The sequence below is a fragment of the Halomonas sp. M1 genome (assembly GCF_029581375.1).
GTDB lineage: Bacteria > Pseudomonadota > Gammaproteobacteria > Pseudomonadales > Halomonadaceae > Vreelandella.
Genome location: NZ_CP121119.1, coordinates 1524530 through 1541543 on the forward strand (window position 1 = coordinate 1524530; position 17014 = coordinate 1541543).

General features: G+C 54.6%; 15 protein-coding genes. 8 read left to right on the plus strand and 7 right to left on the minus strand.

Annotated elements, in window-relative coordinates:
• The first annotated feature begins 71 nt into the window (after positions 1–71).
• Positions 72–1085, plus strand: coding sequence for a J domain-containing protein (locus tag P8S54_RS06880; RefSeq protein ID WP_281443787.1), 1014 nt, complete (start codon positions 72–74; stop codon positions 1083–1085).
• 67 nt (positions 1086–1152) lie between these two features.
• Positions 1153–1584: a hypothetical protein gene (locus tag P8S54_RS06885; RefSeq protein ID WP_009095833.1), complete on the plus strand. Its 432-nt coding sequence runs from the start codon at positions 1153–1155 to the stop codon at positions 1582–1584.
• On the opposite strand, the gene P8S54_RS06890 is transcribed toward P8S54_RS06885, so the two are convergent.
• Positions 1501–3927 carry a mechanosensitive ion channel domain-containing protein gene (locus P8S54_RS06890; protein WP_281443788.1) on the minus strand — a complete coding sequence of 809 codons (2427 nt, stop codon included), beginning with the start codon at positions 3925–3927 and terminating at the stop codon, positions 1501–1503. The two genes, P8S54_RS06885 and P8S54_RS06890, sit on opposite strands and share 84 nt — an antisense overlap.
• A gap of 128 nt (positions 3928–4055) precedes the next feature.
• Here P8S54_RS06890 and P8S54_RS06895 point away from each other — a divergent pair, with 128 nt between their 5' ends.
• Together P8S54_RS06895 and P8S54_RS06900 are read left to right on the plus strand one after the other, a co-directional pair.
• Entirely contained in the window at positions 4056–5063 is a 1008-nt protein-coding gene (locus P8S54_RS06895) for an amidoligase family protein (protein ID WP_281443789.1), read from the plus strand.
• A 26-nt stretch (positions 5064–5089) separates the two neighbouring features.
• A complete protein-coding gene (locus P8S54_RS06900) occupies positions 5090–5764 on the plus strand; it encodes a type 1 glutamine amidotransferase (RefSeq protein WP_281443790.1) in 675 nt (224 codons plus the stop codon).
• Between the two features lie 24 nt (positions 5765–5788).
• Here P8S54_RS06900 and tpx read toward each other — a convergent pair whose 3' ends face one another.
• Positions 5789–6292: a thiol peroxidase gene (gene tpx / locus P8S54_RS06905; protein ID WP_281443791.1), complete on the minus strand. Its 504-nt coding sequence runs from the start codon at positions 6290–6292 to the stop codon at positions 5789–5791.
• A 112-nt stretch (positions 6293–6404) separates the two neighbouring features.
• Between tpx and P8S54_RS06910 the strand changes: the two genes are divergently transcribed.
• Positions 6405–7121, plus strand: coding sequence for a glutamine amidotransferase (locus tag P8S54_RS06910; RefSeq protein ID WP_281443792.1), 717 nt, complete (start codon positions 6405–6407; stop codon positions 7119–7121).
• A 6-nt stretch (positions 7122–7127) separates the two neighbouring features.
• On the opposite strand, the gene nfi is transcribed toward P8S54_RS06910, so the two are convergent.
• Both nfi and P8S54_RS06920 read right to left on the minus strand, forming a co-directional pair.
• Complete coding sequence (gene nfi / locus P8S54_RS06915; protein ID WP_281443793.1) at positions 7128–7814, minus strand: deoxyribonuclease V; 687 nt, start codon at positions 7812–7814, stop codon at positions 7128–7130.
• A 207-nt stretch (positions 7815–8021) separates the two neighbouring features.
• Positions 8022–9734 (minus strand): DEAD/DEAH box helicase, encoded by a 1713-nt coding sequence (locus P8S54_RS06920; protein ID WP_281443794.1) that lies wholly within the window; start codon positions 9732–9734, stop codon positions 8022–8024.
• A gap of 510 nt (positions 9735–10244) precedes the next feature.
• Between P8S54_RS06920 and P8S54_RS06925 the strand changes: the two genes are divergently transcribed.
• Together P8S54_RS06925 and P8S54_RS06930 are read left to right on the plus strand one after the other, a co-directional pair.
• Positions 10245–10442, plus strand: coding sequence for a CsbD family protein (locus tag P8S54_RS06925; RefSeq protein WP_009095819.1), 198 nt, complete (start codon positions 10245–10247; stop codon positions 10440–10442).
• Between the two features lie 100 nt (positions 10443–10542).
• Entirely contained in the window at positions 10543–11022 is a 480-nt protein-coding gene (locus P8S54_RS06930) for a PRC-barrel domain-containing protein (protein ID WP_281443795.1), read from the plus strand.
• 107 nt (positions 11023–11129) lie between these two features.
• On the opposite strand, the gene P8S54_RS06935 is transcribed toward P8S54_RS06930, so the two are convergent.
• Complete coding sequence (locus tag P8S54_RS06935) at positions 11130–12125, minus strand: glutathione S-transferase family protein (protein WP_281443796.1); 996 nt, start codon at positions 12123–12125, stop codon at positions 11130–11132.
• An 82-nt stretch (positions 12126–12207) separates the two neighbouring features.
• The gene (locus P8S54_RS06940) at positions 12208–13128 is read right to left on the minus strand and encodes a LysR family transcriptional regulator (protein ID WP_281443797.1); all 921 of its coding nucleotides are present in this window, start codon (positions 13126–13128) and stop codon (positions 12208–12210) included.
• 415 nt (positions 13129–13543) lie between these two features.
• Here P8S54_RS06940 and P8S54_RS06945 point away from each other — a divergent pair, with 415 nt between their 5' ends.
• Positions 13544–15199, plus strand: coding sequence for a peptidoglycan DD-metalloendopeptidase family protein (locus P8S54_RS06945; RefSeq protein ID WP_281443798.1), 1656 nt, complete (start codon positions 13544–13546; stop codon positions 15197–15199).
• Positions 15200–15330: 131 nt separating this feature from the next.
• On the opposite strand, the gene P8S54_RS06950 is transcribed toward P8S54_RS06945, so the two are convergent.
• Positions 15331–16974 carry a L,D-transpeptidase family protein gene (locus P8S54_RS06950; protein ID WP_281443799.1) on the minus strand — a complete coding sequence of 548 codons (1644 nt, stop codon included), beginning with the start codon at positions 16972–16974 and terminating at the stop codon, positions 15331–15333.
• Positions 16975–17014 lie beyond the last annotated feature (40 nt).

The following is a 17014-nucleotide window of genomic DNA, read 5'->3' on the forward strand; positions in this document are numbered from 1 at the left end:
ATGGCTAAAAACAACCATGGTGGCACGCTTTAATGCAGCTACGGTTCACTTCTTCGCTTTGGAGCTAGGCAATGTCCATTGCCCGTTTCTCACCCTTTGAGCTGCTACTGCTAAAAAGCCGCAGCCAAGTGGATACGGCAACCCTGCTACTATTAGCCTGGGTGCTGGTGCATCGCCAGCACGTTTCTGAGGGGCAGCGTCGGCGCCGTTTGGCTCAGGTGACGGCGCAATTTCGCCACGGCCATGAGCTGGGGCCCGTTATGGGTATTGCCCACAGCCAAGACCTGCAGGCAATTCAGCTCGCCGCCGAGGTAGTTCGCAAAGAGTGCTCTAAGGAGCGCAGTCTGAGTATCATTCATCAAGCCATTACCGTGGCGACCGACGACGGGGAAATATCCCTAGCGAACCACTACATCCTGCGCTTCCTGGCCGACCTGTTAAACGTAACACCCGCCACACTAAGTACGCTGTTTCAGGAGCTCACCGGTAAACCACTGCTCCCGCCGGAAGACCCTAGCCGAGATACCTACTGGCAGCAGCATGACCCAGAGTACCATGCCCGCCAAGCCCAGGAAGCCCAAGCGGCCGAGCGTCAAGCGAAAGAAGCCCAAGCCAAAGCGGAGCAGCGCCAGCAGGCGAAAACAGACAAGCAGCAGCAAAAACAGCAGGAGAAACAGCGTCAACAGGAGCAGGCGCGTAACGCTAAAGCGCGTGCTCAGCGAGAGAAGGAACAGCGTCATCGGGAAAAGGCCCAGCAGGAGAAGGCACGGCGAGAACAGGCTCAGCAGGAGCGAGCTAGCCGGGAACGCTGGCAACAAGAGCAGGCACGCCAGGAAGAGTCTCGCCGCCAGCAGCGCCAGCGCTCAAGCAGCCCACCGCCGCCTGACCGCAAAACCCGCGCCTTGGCGGTGTTAGGCTTAACGCCCGGCGCCAGCCGAACCGATGTGCGCCAAGCCTATCGTCGCATGGCACAGCTGCATCACCCGGATCGGTTCTACTCAGAAAGCGACCACCAAGTTGCCCTGGCGTCGGCACGCTTTCAACGCATAAAAAGTGCCTATGATTATTTAATGCAAACCTACTAAGCCGCCTTTATGTCGTTAAACGGCGGCTTCCTTAATGCCGTCATAGCTTGCGAGTATTCACCACGTTATGCGCGATTTGTATCAACGATTAGCCCTTTCGCCCAGCGCGAATGAAGCTGACATTAACAGTGCGGTGGCCCGCTGCCCTAACAGCGCACTTCGCCAGGACGCCAAGGCCGTGCTGGCAATCGCCGAGCGCCGCGAAGCCTACGATACGCTCCACGATACGGTAAGTGATATTGGCCGTTTACGGGCTCGCTTAGGCTTAACCCATGGCGCGCATTGGCAGGGGGACGTAGCGAACGATTTCTCACTGCCGCCGGACAACGCCATCTCCCGCCATGATGAGCTGGTCGACCGGGTAAGCCTCGCGGTTTCGCTCTATAACCGTTGGCGTCGTTGGCGAGGCCCCTGGCTACTCATCGGCACTTTCGCCGCTGGAGCTGGCATAGGCCTCGCCCTTGGGTTCGCCCTGAGCCTGGGGCTTAGCTTGGGGTAATTCGCCCTCACGCTCACGGGCATCCCTGCGCTTTTCAGTTTTGGTCGGGCGTGGCGCTGGCGTTGGGGGCGCCGGTTTTTTTCGCGCGCCCTCCTGCTCATGGTCGCCACTATCGTTAATGGAGAAGTCGCTCCCTTCGCCTGCCGGGTCTCGGGCATCCGAGCGCGCTTCCATGCTAACGCTAAGCCGCGGTATGCCAAGATCCATTTCCTGAGCTTCCATACGCTGCTTAAGCAGCAAATTAAACGCCCTGGAGACATCCCACTGCATTTCAGGGGCGGTACGAAAACGCATGCGTAGAATGGGGCAGCCATCTTCAAACCCTTGCACCCCCTGCATTTCCAGCGGCGACCAGATGTAATGGCGCATCATCGGATCTTTGCGCAGCTCCTGAGCCGTCTCTTGCATTAAGGTAATCGCGTCGTCAATTTTCATGTCGTAAGGGATACGAATCCGCATTAACGCGATACCAAACTGGCGCGACATGTTATGGATTGACTCAATACGGCTAAAGGTAATGATGTGAACGATACCATCTAAATCCCGCAGCTTAACGGTGCGCAACGTTAAGCCTTCTACCGTTCCCATATGGCCGTTGATTTGCACAAAATCATCTACCGCGAGTGAGTCTTCAATCAGGATAAAAATACCGGTGATTAAGTCCTGCACGAGCGTTTGGGCACCAAAGCCAATCGCCAAGCCGATCACACCCGCACCCGCCAGCAGCGGCGTCACATTCACGCCCAGGTTGGCCAACCCCGCAATGACCGCAATAATTAAAATGGTGACAAAAATCACATTGCGAATCATGGGGGTAATGGTTTGCGCCCTGGCCTGATTAACCCGCCGCCCCCGAGAGCGAGCAGAGGAAGTCAGCGCACGCTGAATGGCCGTATCAGCAAATATCCACACCAGCCACGCCAGTAGCACGGTTGACCCCAGGCTGATCAACGCTTGTCCAATACGGGCGCTTGCCACGGCCTGCTGGCCCAAGCCAAAGAACGAGCCACCCCACACTTGCATGGAAAGCTCAGCAAACACCATCCAGGTACAGATATGCGCCAGCACAAACCCAAACCGCTCCAAACGCTTACGGTACTGGCTATAACGGTGACGATGGCGACGCTTGCCCATGCGCTCTGCCTGGCGCCGCAGTAGCCCCGTCGCCACCAAGGTAAGTACCAGCAAGCTGGCCGTTATGATCGAGCGGGCCAAGGCGGTGCCCACATCACCAACGGTAATAAAGATCGCTAAAAGTGAGCCGCCTACCATTAACAGCGCCGGAATATGCCACAGGCCGCCAAGGGTGCGGATCATTTCAACCGCGGCACTGGCATCGCGGCGCTGCTTGTAGGGGCGGTTACAAATCAAATGACGAATAGGACGTTTGAACCGGAAAATAAAGCGCGCTGAAAGCAGCGCTGCCAGCATATTAGCAAGCACAGAGACCAAGCTTGAAAGCTCAGAACCCAGCATCTCCACCAAGCGTGACGAATTTACCGCGTCGCCTAGTGCAATCAGTGCACCAATAGCAAATAGCCCACGCAGCGCTTTATGCTGGAGCAACTGCACTGCGGTGAACCGATGACCACGGCTGAAAAAGGCGATTACGGTTTCAAACACCACCGAAAGCGCACGCCCGCACAGGCAAACATAAGCCACTACCAACACGATCGTGCGACCCGAGCTTGAAGGTAGCAGCTGGCCAATGCCCAAAGTAATCGCAAACGACAGTGCCCAAGGCAGCATGCGGCGTAAAAAGTGAACGACCAATAGCCACGCTTTCGGGTCGCGGGGCAAATCAAGCGGCCACTCACGCCGCGTTGCGAGTAGGCGGCCCAACGCAATCATCAAGATGAGTAGCACGCTCCAGACAACACCCAGCACGGCGGCATCCACGACCGCACGAATTGCCTCGCCCTGGCCAGCTCCCTCATTTAAAGCACGTAAATCATCAGCCCCCTGCACGAGTTGTCGCGACCACTCATCAATCGGCGAATTACCCGCTTGGGCTTGTTCGCCAAGATCAGACAGCGTATCCGCCAGCGCGCCTAGCAACCCTTGGCGCACCACACCATCCTCTTCAGCAGCCTGCGCGGTCACTTGCAACTCACGCAGTGAGTCAAGTAGCTCCCTGCGCCGCTCCTCGTTCTCGAGCATCGAGATAACGTCGTTAAGCGAGCTTTGAAAGTCATCACTACTGACGCTTGGCTCTTCACTGGGGACGCTTCCACCCACTAGGCTAGGCAGCGAAACACTCTGTGCTTGGGCCTGCGCCATAACACCTAGCAGGACGGCGATGATAACGCCCATCATCAGCTTGATTATCCAGAGCTGTCGCACACTTTACTCCTGTCGTGGGCCGGCTTTAACACACCGGTTTCTCAACGTTTTCCTGACTGCACACACTCAGCCTCAACGCGTGACTATGATAGGCTGGGTGCCTAAACGTTCACCTCAAGGATGGCGAGATGACGCTACAAGCTCCACCTCACCGGTTAAATAGTAACGGGCAACCGAGGCGTGTTGGCGTAGAAGTTGAATTTGCCGGCCTACCGCCTCGCGATACTGCTGCGCTGGTGCGTGACTTATTTGGTGGTGAGCTTAACGTGGTAAGCCCCCACCGGCTACTGGTAGAAGGCACCCAGTGGGGCGAGTTTGGCATAGAGCTAGATACTCAATACGCACACCCTGACAAAACGCTGCTGGAAGAGCTCCACGAAAACGACAGCGAGTGGGCGCGCCAACAACACCAGCGGCGGGTAGAGTTCCATCAAAAGACCCGGGAATTGATTGGCGATATGGTGACCGGCCTAGTGCCCACCGAAATTGTTTGCCCCCCTATTCCCTGGGATGAGCTTGAGACACTAGACACGCTATTCCAGACACTGCGCGATAGAGGCGCCAAAGGCACCGATGCGAGCCTGCTGTATGGGTTTGGGCTACACCTCAACCCGGAGATAGAGCGGCTTGATGTTGAGTATCTGCTCGCCATGCTGCGCGCTTACTTACTTTTGGCAAGCTGGCTGCGCGATGAAATCAAAGTAGATATCACTCGGGAAGTTTTGCCCCACGCCAACCCTTTCCCCAAAGAGTACGCACTGAAAGTTCTCGACTTTAATTATCAACCTGACCTAGATAGTTTTATTGATGACTATCTGCACTACAACCCTACACGTAACCGTGAGCTAGACCTGCTGCCTCTCTTCGCGTTCCTGCGCCCTGATCACCCCCATGAGTTACTGCATAGCCAGCTCATTAAACCACGCCCTACTTTTCACTACCGGCTACCCAATGCGCAGCTTTCGCAGCCCGGCTGGGGCTCGGTAATGGAGTGGAACCGCTGGATAGAGGTCGAAAAGCTAGCCGCTAACGCCAGTGTGCTGCAGGCGCGCTGCGATGAATATATTGCCTACCATAACCGCCCCTTGCTGGTGCGGTTTAAAGAGAAGCTGCTACGTCTATTCGGTCGTCGCTAACCCACTGACATGTGAGCTTTGCCAGAATGTCTCGACCGCTAATTGGAATTACCTCATCAGATCACAAAAGCCATCTTGCGTTTTGTTTTGACTGGTTTGCCGTATGGCGACACGGCGGCAAACCCCTGCGCTTATCGCCCTCTCGCCCACTGCCCGACCACCTGGACGGTTTAATTATCGGCGGTGGCGACGATATTCAGGCCCATTTGTATGGTGGTGAAGTGCAGTTGGACGTGCGCCTAGACCCCGCGCGGGACGCGCTAGAGCTTAACCTGCTGGATCGGTTTATCCCTAAAGGCACGCCAGTGCTGGGTATTTGCCGAGGAGCGCAGTTAATCAACGTCCATTTAGGTGGCACTCTCGACCCCGATATCTACACCACCCACGAAGGCTTAAAACGGCGTCGAACCGTGCTGCCTCGCAAGACGGTTGATATTGTCGGGGCAAGCCAACTTCATCAGCTGCTGGGAGTTACCTGGTGCAGGGTTAATAGCTTGCACCATCAAGCCGTCAATAAAGCGGGCAAAGGGATTAATATTGTCGCCCGTGACCGAGATGGGCTGGTACAGGGTATCGAGTCAACGGAGCATACGTTTTTGATTGGCGTGCAGTGGCATCCAGAGTGGCTGGTATTTAACCGCCCCCAACAGCGCTTAATTAATGCGCTGGTGGAGGCAGCCAAAAAAACAGGCGTTAACTAGCAAGATACGCCTGCCGGTGAGCCACTAGCTTTTTAATGCTGCCAGCGCTGCCTCGTAGTCTGGCTCGTTTTTCAGCTCGCTGACCAACTCACTGTGAAGCACGCGGTTATCAGCATCCAGCACGACCACCGCACGGGCGCACAACCCTTCCATAGCACTATTACATAGTGCTACGCCCCATGCTTCTTGAAACTCACGATGGCGGAATGTTGAGAGCGTTTTAACATTATCCAGCCCTTCTGCTCCGCAAAACCGCTTCGCTGCAAACGGCAGGTCAGCAGACACGACCAGCACCACGGTATTCTCTAAGCTTGAGGCCAGCTCATTAAAACGCCGGGTAGATGTTGCGCAGGTGGGGGTGTCAACGCTGGGGATAATATTCAACACCTTACGCTGGCCTTGGTAAGTCTCCAGTGTGACATCCTGTAGGTCAGCATCTGTTAATGCCATGGTGGGGGCTACTTGCCCAGCAGCAGGCAGCTTGCCTGCTACGTCCATTGGCTCACCCGCTCGTGTTATCTGTTGCATATCAGGCTCCTAGTGTATGGTAAAACGATAATATGGTGCGAAGTTTCAGCTTACAGGGGATGCCCCTGCTTCGGCTATCTTTCCTCAGGCGCGATACGACCACGAGACCTACATGACCTCTTTAGTCATTATTAAAACCGGCGACGCCTTCCCAGAAGTAATTGAGCAGCATGGTGATTTTGAGCAGCTCTTTATACAGCAGCTCACTGCGGCGCTGCCTAGCCATCTAACGTTAACCGTATGGGATGCGCGTGAGCCAACCACGCCTGCGCCACCGTCGTCCTTTGCCGGCGTGATGATTACCGGCTCTCACAGCATGGTGAGCAACCAAGAGCCATGGAGCGAAGCGCTAAAGCCCTGGTTACAACAGGCGTTAGCAGAAGATATCCCCATGCTGGGCGTTTGCTATGGGCATCAGTTAATGGCCGCCGCCTTAGGGGGGGTTAGCGACTATCATCCAGCGGGACGGGAGTCTGGAACGCACCAGGTGCGGCTTACCCAGGCGGGCCTTCAGGACCCACTGTTTGGCCAACTGCCTGAACGTTTCCCAGCACAGCTTACCCATGCCCAGTCGGTCATGCAGCTGCCACCCGGCGCAACGGTACTGGCCCACAACAGCCACGACGCTCACCAAGCGCTGCGCTATGGCTCACGACAATGGAGCGTACAGTTTCATCCCGAGTTCACCCCACCTGTCATGCGCGCTTATATTGAACGCCAGCAAACAGCTCTGCGCGAGCAGGGGGAAGACCCACAGGCGCTGCTTGCCGCCATCACAGCAACACCCGACGCCACCAGCTTACTGCGTCGTTTTCTCGCCTTTCTGTAACTGTGGCTAGCGTTGCTGCCCCCGCCGTGAGGCCAGCCGATCCGCTAGGCGGGTTGGCTCGGGCAGCTTCGTGCGACCTAAACAGCACATCACCCAGGAAAGAGATGTCTCAAGGGAAAGCCGGTGCCCAGGCGACACAAAGACGGGCTTAACTTTCGTCCGTGACCTCAATACCGCGCCAATAACATGACTACCTGCGGTTAAAGGCACCCAGTCGCCCCGCGCTTCGCCCACCTCTGCATGCTTGCCATACAGCCGAGACTTAGCGATACCGATGGTCGGTATATCCAGCCATAGCCCCAGATGTGCCGCAACGCCTAGCCGACGTGGGTGGGCAATACCCTGGCCATCCACCATTACCAGCTCTGGCCTCACACTGAGTTTTTCAAACGCGCCTAGGGCGGCGGGAATCTCGCGAAAAGAGAGCAGGCCAGGAATGTAGGGCATCCGTGTTGGCTCGCGATGCACGACTTGCTCAACAACCGTGAGATAGGGTGCGGCGGCTTGCTCCCACTTAAGCACCACCACCGCGGCATGGGTAATAGCCCCCTCCTCCTCAAAGCCAATATCCACCCCCGCGATATGCTTCACCGGCTCGATGCGATCATCACTCTCCAATTGTGATGCTAACTCTTTCTGAAGAGCAATCGCCTGCGTAGGAGAGAGATTCCATTCGTGTAGCACTGCGTCCATGCTTGCTCCCTCAATGCGTATTAGTGGAAGAGTATTAATGGAAAGAGAGTTAATAGAGAAAGTGTTAATAGAGAAAGTGTAAATAGAAAAAAGTTAACCGTTGCGCATAAAGGTAGCCAAAAAAAATCCCCCCATGCCAATAAGCATGGGGGGATTTTGCACGTTCAGTGCGAATAGCTAGCGCTCATCGAGCGCCTGAATACTCGCTTAAGCGCGTTCGCGGCGACGAACCGGCGCGTCACCATCGTCACGACGACGGCGTGGTGCACGCTCAGGGGCGCTATCTTCGCTAATTTCTAGCGGACGACCGGCCACACGGGCACGGGCCATTTTCGCAAGAATAGTGGAAGGCAGGCCACTGGGTAGTTCAACTACCGAGAAAGCGTTGCGGATATCGATACGACCGATACGCGCACCTTCAATACCGCCTTCGTTTGCCAGTGCGCCAACCAGTTGACCTGGCTTCACGCCATCTTTATGGCCAACGGAAACGCGGTAGCGGGTCATGCCTTCGCTAGGCGCGCTTGAACGCTCACGACGAGCACCCGGCTTACCGGCCGGTGCGCCATCACGCATCGGCTTCTCTTTGCGCGGCGCCTGTAAGCGACCAATCGGTGCTTCATCAGCACGCGCCATGGCGGCAAACGCACAGGCTAGCTCGATGGCATCGTGGCCTTCTTCGACCAAGCGCTCAACCAGCGCACGCTGCTCTTCAGCGCCTTTGGTCAGCGCTGCAACAACGCGGTGATGGAACACTTCATCGCGATGGGCACGAATAGCGGCTTCGTCAGGCAGCGGCATTTCGGTCATTTTCTGACCCGTTGCCTGCTCCATCCAGCCCACTTTGCGGCCTTCACGGAAGCCAGCGAAGGTAATCGCGATGCCGCTACGACCCGCACGGCCAGTACGACCGATACGGTGGGTGTAGGCTTCCGCATCCTGAGGCAGGTCGTAGTTAATAACGTGAGTAATACGCGACACGTCAAGACCGCGCGCAGCGACGTCTGTCGCAATCAGCACATCAACTTTGCCGCGCTTCAAACGTGTAATAGTGCGCTCACGAAGGCTCTGATCGAGATCACCCGATAGGCCTGCCGCGTTAACACCACGGGCCGTTAGCTGTTCAACCAGCGTGGTACAGGCCGCACGGGTACGCACAAACACGATAGCCCCATCAACTGGCTCAACTTCCAGAATACGTGCCAGGGCTTCAAGCTTTGCGCCACCATCAACGCGGACAATGCGCTGTTCGATGTTTTCACCGGTGGTCGTACGCGACTCAATCGCCACCTTAACCGGGTCAACAAGATACCGGTTAACAATGCGCTCGATTTCTGCCGGCAACGTCGCCGAGAAGAACACGCGCTGTGCATTTTTAGGGGTATCGGCAACCACGCGTTTTACGTCGTCGATAAAGCCCATGCGCAGCATTTCATCGGCTTCATCCAGCACGAGCGCTGAAAGGCCGTCAAGTTTCAAGCTGCCACGATCAAGGTGATCGATGATGCGGCCAGGGGTGCCAACGATAATTTGGGCACCACGTTTTAGTGCACCTAACTGCTCACGGTACTCTTGACCACCACACAGGATCGCAACTTCAAGACCCTTAAGGTTTTGGCCATACTTACTGAACGAAGCCGCAACCTGCTGAGCAAGCTCACGGGTCGGAGCCATAACCAATACTTGAGGCTCGCGACGGGTAAGTTCTAAACGCGATAACAATGGCAGTGCAAACGCAGCGGTTTTGCCGGTACCGGTTTGTGCTTGGCCCAGCATATCGCGGCCTTCCAACAACGCAGGAATAGTCTGCGCCTGGATGGGCGAAGGAATTTCGTAGCCTTGTGCTTCAACAGCAGAGAGAACGGCAGGCAACAGAGCAAGATCGCCGAAGCTCGGCGAAGCGACAGAAGTCGAGGTCATTAATCACACCTTGGTAGGCCGGCTTTACCGGCAAAAAACATCGTAAGCGTCTCTGACTCTGGAATCGATGCGCGTTAAAAAACGCAACAAAAAAACAGGCTCCGCGTAAGCGGATATCGTCATAAGTGGAGTCGGAGACGCCGGTCGCACCTAGCATCCGGTCAGCAAACACCGCTAATTGCGGGCCAACCGTTGTGGCGACCTTCTGCGCCGATTTCACCCGTTTGGTGAAATACTGGAGGCGCGCCATCTTCACAGCAATGAACATCTGCAGTTAGCAAGATGTTCCCGCAAGCGCAGTTACGTACAAATTAAAAACTACGTAAATGAACGCTTATCGTCATGATGGAGGGGTCAACACATGCGAGGAGCGCGCATGCTAACACTGCAAGCAGCTCCTGACTAGTGTTTTTACATTAACTGTTATTAAAATCGAGACTTGCACATATTCGCTGTTCGTCTAACCTGAAAGTTGCTTAGGCATGTTCAACAACTTCAAGGAGCGATGAGATGAACTGGGATCAAATCGAAGGCAAATGGAAAGAAGTAAAAGGAAAGGCACGTACAAGCTGGGGTGACCTCACCGATGATGAGCTTGACCAAATTGGTGGTCGCAAAGATCAGCTAGTAGGTAAACTCCAACAAAAGTACGGCCTTCAGAAAGAAGAGGCTGAAAAGCGTGCCGACGATTGGGCCGACAGCCTGTAAGCGCTGAAGCTGAAACAGCTCTAATTAACAGCTCTGATGGAAGCCATGCTTTAACCAGCATCGCCATAAGTAATACCCCGTAGCCACATGGAGAGAAGCTATGCGTAAATCTATTTTAACCACCGCCATAAGCACCGTTCTACTGGGCAGCCTTGCCTTTGGCGCACAGGCTTCAAACCAGCCCCAAGGCATGTACTCCGCAGATGACATATTAGATGCTGAGGTTTATTTTGCTGATGGCTCTGGCGAAGAAATTGGCGAGGTTGACGACATCCTTTTTGATGATGATATGCGCATCACCGCGCTGGTCATTGAGAGCGGTACCGTCCTTGGTCTTGGAGGCCGAGAGATTGTAGTAGGTACTGATTATTTCACTCTTGAAACACACACCGAAGGCGATGGTGACACTGAGCATCGCGTTATGCTCAACGCCACGTCAGAAGAAGTGGAGTCCTTCCCTACTTATGATCGCGACTGGTGGGAGCAGACCAGAGCCAACGCACGTGACGCATGGGAAACAACCCGCGATGGCGCCCAGAGCGCTTGGCAGTCCACCCGTGATGCGGTAAATCAGGATTAAGAAGCTTCCTCCTCCTTATAAAGGTTAGTAAGACCTTTAAGCACCAGCAAAAGGGCCACCCGTTTTAGGTGGCCCTTTTGCTATTTAACAACGCCTATCGGCATAGATTACCTGTGGCGGCGGATGCCCTGCCCTGAAAGCCGCTCCCGATCATGGGGGCGCTCAAAATCGAGCAGCGGGCCAGCGGGCACAATGCGAGTTGGGTTGATGGTGTCGTGGCTGTAATAGTAGTGGCGCTTGATATGATCCATGTTGACCGTTTCCGCCACGCCTGGCCATTGATAAAGCTCGCGCACATAGTTAGCCAAATTGGGATAGTCTTCAATACGGTTGAAGTTGCACTTGAAGTGGCCGTAATAGACAGCATCAAAGCGGATTAACGTGGTAAAGAGCCGAACATCAGCTTCGGTCAGCCACTCACCGGCGAGATAGCGATGCTCGCTCAGCCGCTTTTCGATGCGCTCCAAGGATTCAAACAGCGCGTGCACGTGCTTTTCATACACGCCCTGCTCTGTGGCAAAACCTGACTTGTACACACCGTTATTAATATGCTCGTAGACATCATCATTGACCTCATCAATAACGCTGCGAAGATCTTCCGGGTAAAAATCTAAATCGTTGCCGGTTAGCGCATCAAATCCACGATTAAGCATACGTAACAGGTCAGCCGACTCGTTATTGACGATCGCGCTGCGCTTTTTATCCCATAGGACAGGCACCGTCACTCGCCCGGTATAGTTTGGGTCGGTCAGCGTATAAAGCTGATGATGGTATTCTGCGTTATTAATCGGGTCGCCACTGGCGCCCTCATCTTGATGATACGTCCAGCCTTTATCGAGCATTAATGGGCTAACATGAGAAACACCAATCAGCCCTTCAAGGCCTTTCAGCTTACGCATAATCAGCGTGCGGTGTGCCCATGGACAAGCTAACGACACATAAAGATGATAGCGGTCTGGCTCCGCCGGGTAGCTCTGCCCAGCACCTTCCGGGGAGCTTCCTACCCAGTCGCGCAGCTGGGCAGATTCGCGCACAAATTCGCCGCCGTGCTTTTTGGTGTCATACCACTGATCAACCCATTCGCCGTTAACAAGTAATCCCATCGAGGCTCTCCAGAAGTGAACGTATATTAAATGCAGCTTGCATTTAGCATACGCTCGCCCTCTGTATGCTCAAGCGGATGTTTTACGGCGTTTCATTCGAGGGAATCGAATCGTCAGGGCACTCCTCGTTGACCGCCTGCTTCAGCGCTTGCGCCATCGCGTGGGCGGCAGGGCCAGCCCGGTCCCGGTCTCGAAAAATCATCTGCACCGGCACTTCACGAATACTACCTGCCGCAAGCGGCAGCCTTTTTAACTCCCCACTCCTAAGATCATCCACAATGCGGGTTTCAGGCATCCAAGCAAAACCCAGCCCTCGCTTAAGCATATCCAGAGAGGTATTAAGATGGCTCACCGTCCAGCGCTGCTCGGCTTTTAACCATCCTGCGTTCGTTGATTGACGCAACGCGGAGTCACGCACGACCAATTGCCGGTGCTGTGATAAATCGCGTAAATCCAGCGGGCGCCCTAGCTGATGAAGCGGATGCTTTGGGTGAGCCACGGCCACAAATCGCACGAATGCCAAGGGCTCTCCTAAAAAACCCTGCGCTTCTATGCCCGATACGACCAAGTCAGCCCGGCCATCGTAGAGCATCTCGATCCCCCCATTGAGGACGCTTTCATGTAGCTGAACACGAACCTGGGGATAGGTTTCTGAAAAGCGCTCGAGCGCTTTGGCTTGAGCAGCCGCTGGAAAAACCTGATCAATAGCCACGACGACTTCGGCTTCCAAGCCAGCCGCTAACCGCGATGCCACATCTTCAAGTGTGTCAGCGCTTTCGATTAACTGACGCGCGCGGCGCAGCAGTAATTCACCCGCCTCTGTGAGGCGTACCTGCCTACCCACAGGCTCTAATACCTGTACACCTAGCTGCTCTTCTAATTTATGTACTGCATGGTTAAGCGTTGAGGGGCTTTTATGAACGGCTTCTGCCGCACGCGCAAACCCACCATGGTCAACCACAGCGGCCAGCATCTGCCATTGTGCAAGTGTTACCCGAGACATTTCGATTTCCTCGACGCTAGACAGCGAAATAATCCGCTTAATCTTCGAAAAAACCTTACTAGAATGCCAGTAAATTAAAAAAAGTACCTGCTTGAAAAAAATTATCGCCAATCGGTCAGGTAACAGAAGAGACAACAATCCTGGGCGTTAATAAATACACCTTTAACGTCCAGCGTCGCCCAGATCTGGAAAATAATGTAAAACTGACTATTTAGTGCGCCTGCTAATTGGTTACTTTTGTTAGCAAACAGTGTTCAAAAATCGTAATATCTGCTTAATACTTCCGCATTTTAACGGAAGTATATTTTGTGGATAGATATACAGTCTATTCACTCCATCCTCGTTGGGGTATGGTTCCTGGGCTTATTCACTTTTATGTTACTTTTTTTACACGAATCTGGCGGTCCATTTACCCATGTTGCGAATCCTTCATTCGCTGCCCCGCACGCATAAATTATTACTGTTACCTGTGGCCACTATGGTCACTGTGCTGGGCACACAAAAGCTAGTAACGACGTACAATGACTTGAACCAGCCTAATACCCCACTGGAGAGCGTATTAGTTCCGCTTCCCAGTGATTCTGCGCCGGGCGTGCCATCGCTACGCCAAGAGCGAACACCCGTTGCAGAAGCGATCGGCCGCGCCTCCCGCGCAATCGACGCGACCCGAGACCACATCCCACTGAGCGACTTAGCCGCTACAGAAATTATCGACCTGGATATAGATCTGGACGTAATTGCTAGCGCTGAGGCATCGACGACCAGTGAAAGCCCCATGGCTAAATTGGATGACGGCGCTCTGCATATGGCCGTTGTACTAGGCACGCTGTCTAGTGGCATGCTCAATATCGACGCCTCTTCAGTCGAAATCGCTGATGCTACTTCCTACGAAGACTACGACTTATTTGATGATATCTCTTTCCTCGAGTTTGAATTAGCAGCAGAAGAGCCCTTCGTTCCTGAGTGGAAAACGCACATTGTTGAGTCTGGTGAAACCTTCGCAGTACTCGCGCAAAATAAGCTAGGTCTTGGATATAGCGAAGTGCTAGCGCTGCTTGAGGATCTACCAGAGCCTCGCATGTTGACCCATTGGCGAGCAGGTAATAGCTTCGATTATCAGCTGGACGAAAATCAGCGCCTGCTTTCGCTACGCATGATGAAAAACGCCCGCGACGGCGTTTTATTAGAGCGTGAAGAAGAGCAGTACGCCGTTACCACAATCGAGCGCCAGGGCGAGCCTGTGCAGCGCCTCTACGCGGGCAGTGTAAGCGGTAGTTTTGCGCGCTCCGCTCAGGCAACCGGCCTAACCAGCAGTTCCGTTACCGAGCTTACTCGGTTGCTTGAAAAGAAACTCGATTTTCGTCGTGACAGCCGCCGGGGCGACCGTTTCCAGGTGCTCGTTGAGTCTGACATGATCGGCGGAGAAACTCTCGACTCCCGCGTACTGGCCGTTAAATACGACGGCGAGCGTATGGATTTAACGGTCGTGCGTAACGCCACCGACAATAATTTTTATACGCCGGAAGGCAACAGCCTGGATCCAGCTTTTGCCCGTTACCCGTTTGAAGGCAACTATCGCCTTAGCTCCAACTTTAACCCTCGCCGTTTGCACCCGGTGACTGGTCGCGTTAGCCCTCATAATGGAACCGACTTTGCGATGCCCATTGGCACGCCAATCATTGCACCTGCAAACGGTCGAGTTGAGCGCGTAGGCAACCACCACGCCGCAGGCCGCTATATTGTGGTTCGCCATGACAACGGTTACCGAACACGTTATTTACACCTGTCTCGTCCTCTCGTCAGCCAGGGTGAGCGTATTGAAATGGGTGAGCGTATCGCCCTTTCCGGCAACACTGGGCGTAGCACCGGCCCTCACCTTCACTACGAAGTCATCGTCAATAATACGCCGGTTAACGCCATGACCGTGGACCTGCCTGAGAACACTAGCCTAAGCGGTGATACGCTGATTGCGTTCCAGCGCCACGCTGAGCCGGTACTTGCAGCACTTGAAAGTGGCGAGACAGGCCCCGTTAACGTAGCCGGTTACCAACGTGAAGAGAGTAGCCAATAAGCAACTGGTGTATAAATAGCTAGCATAAACGCCGCCCCTAGTGGGCGGCGTTTATGGTTTATAGCGGGTAAAACTACTGGCTCTCGTCACGTCATAACCTGAGACACGAAGTAACGCGATATTAAGAAGCACTAGCTAGTTTTCGCCAAAGCACTGAGTAACAGCGCATCCCGGCGGTAAATATCATCACGAAACTCCACCTCCCCCTGGGCATTTGGCCAAGCCGTGAGATAGTGCAACGCGACCGGGATACGCTGTGGCAGATTAACATTACGGTCACTGGCGCTACTGTTCATCAGCGAAGAGAGCTGGTGATGACTGCCGCTGTCCTGCAGCAACATTTGCGCAAACTCTAACACGCCCTCCACCCGCACACAGCCAGAGCTGAGCGCCCGCTGCTGCCGCTGAAACAAGCCTGTCGCCGGTGTATCGTGCAGGTAAATCATATCGTTATTTGGGAAGCGGACCACCACGCGGCCAAGGGGGTTAGATCGACCTGCCACTTGGCGCAGCATAACGCCGCCTGGGCGCTGCCAATCAATGGTATCTGCATCTAGGCGCTCGCCACTATGGCTTAATACCTGAATATTCTGCTGCGCTAAATAGCTGGGATCCTGCCGCACCCGGGGCAAGACATCTTCACGCATGATGGTCGGGGGAATTGTCCAGCTAGGGTTAACCGTTAAATGGCTTATAGAGGAGTGAATAATGGGCGTTTCACGCCGCGGGGTACCTACCACTACCCGGGCATCCCAGCGCTCGCCGTTAGGCCGGAGGTAGTGCAGACGGTAGCCAGCAATGTCTACCCACACCTGCGGCTCGGACGTGAGGTTTGTCCCAATCCAACGCGCCCGCTCTAAATTCACCCGCAATTGATCAATCCGCGAGCCCACCGGTGTGTTCAGGGCTAAGCGTGTTTGCTCGCCCACAATGCCATCGTCTTGCAGCTGGTGACGTCGCTGGAAGCGTTTAACGGCGCTTTCAAGCTCAGTATCAAAGTGGCGGGGGTCACGAACGGACGACTGAACCCCAATCATGGGATACGCACTGCTATCAGCAGCCAATAAGCCAGCATCTCCCCATAGCGCCAGCCGCTGGCGCAGTACGGCCACATCGTCTCCTGTATCGCCTCGGCGCAACGACGTTTCTCTACCGGCTAAATGGGGGGCACTGCCTTGGGATTCGAGATGGCGATACTGGCTTAGCATCTCGCGGAGCTGAGCATATGCGGGGGTGGTGGGACGGGCTAAAGTGAGGGCACGCTCTATGTCACTGTCCTCAACCGCGTGTACAACACGCAGCATGGAGTAACGGTTTTCCGGACGCGGCAGTTCCCAGTTGGTTTCCATATCACGCGGGTCTACCTTGCCACGACCAAGGTGATCTAACGCTAGAAGAAGTGACTGGGTCGCCTTGAGTTCAAACCTCGCTTGGGCCGACTCTCCCGCTTGCTGGCTAAAGTGAAAATCGTCGAGCAACGTATGCGCAGCGTAATCTCTGGGGGTTAAGCCATCACTTTCAAGGCTATTTAGCGCACTGACTAATGCCTCAACGGCCGCTTTTGTTTGCCACGCAGGCTCGCCCTCTTTGTGTTGATAGAACGCCGCCACAGGTAGGCGGTGACTGGTTTCAGCTAAATGCTGCGCCAATGCTTGCTGCAGCGGTGCATTACCTGATGCTGCATAAGCAGTGGTGAGCGCGTAAGGCGATTGGGTTAGCGCCAAACATAGCGCTGCGCCCATCGCCCATCGTCTTAGTAGCTGCTTCTCGTTCATCACCCCTCCTTGCGTTACTATGCTGAATCGCTATACCTGT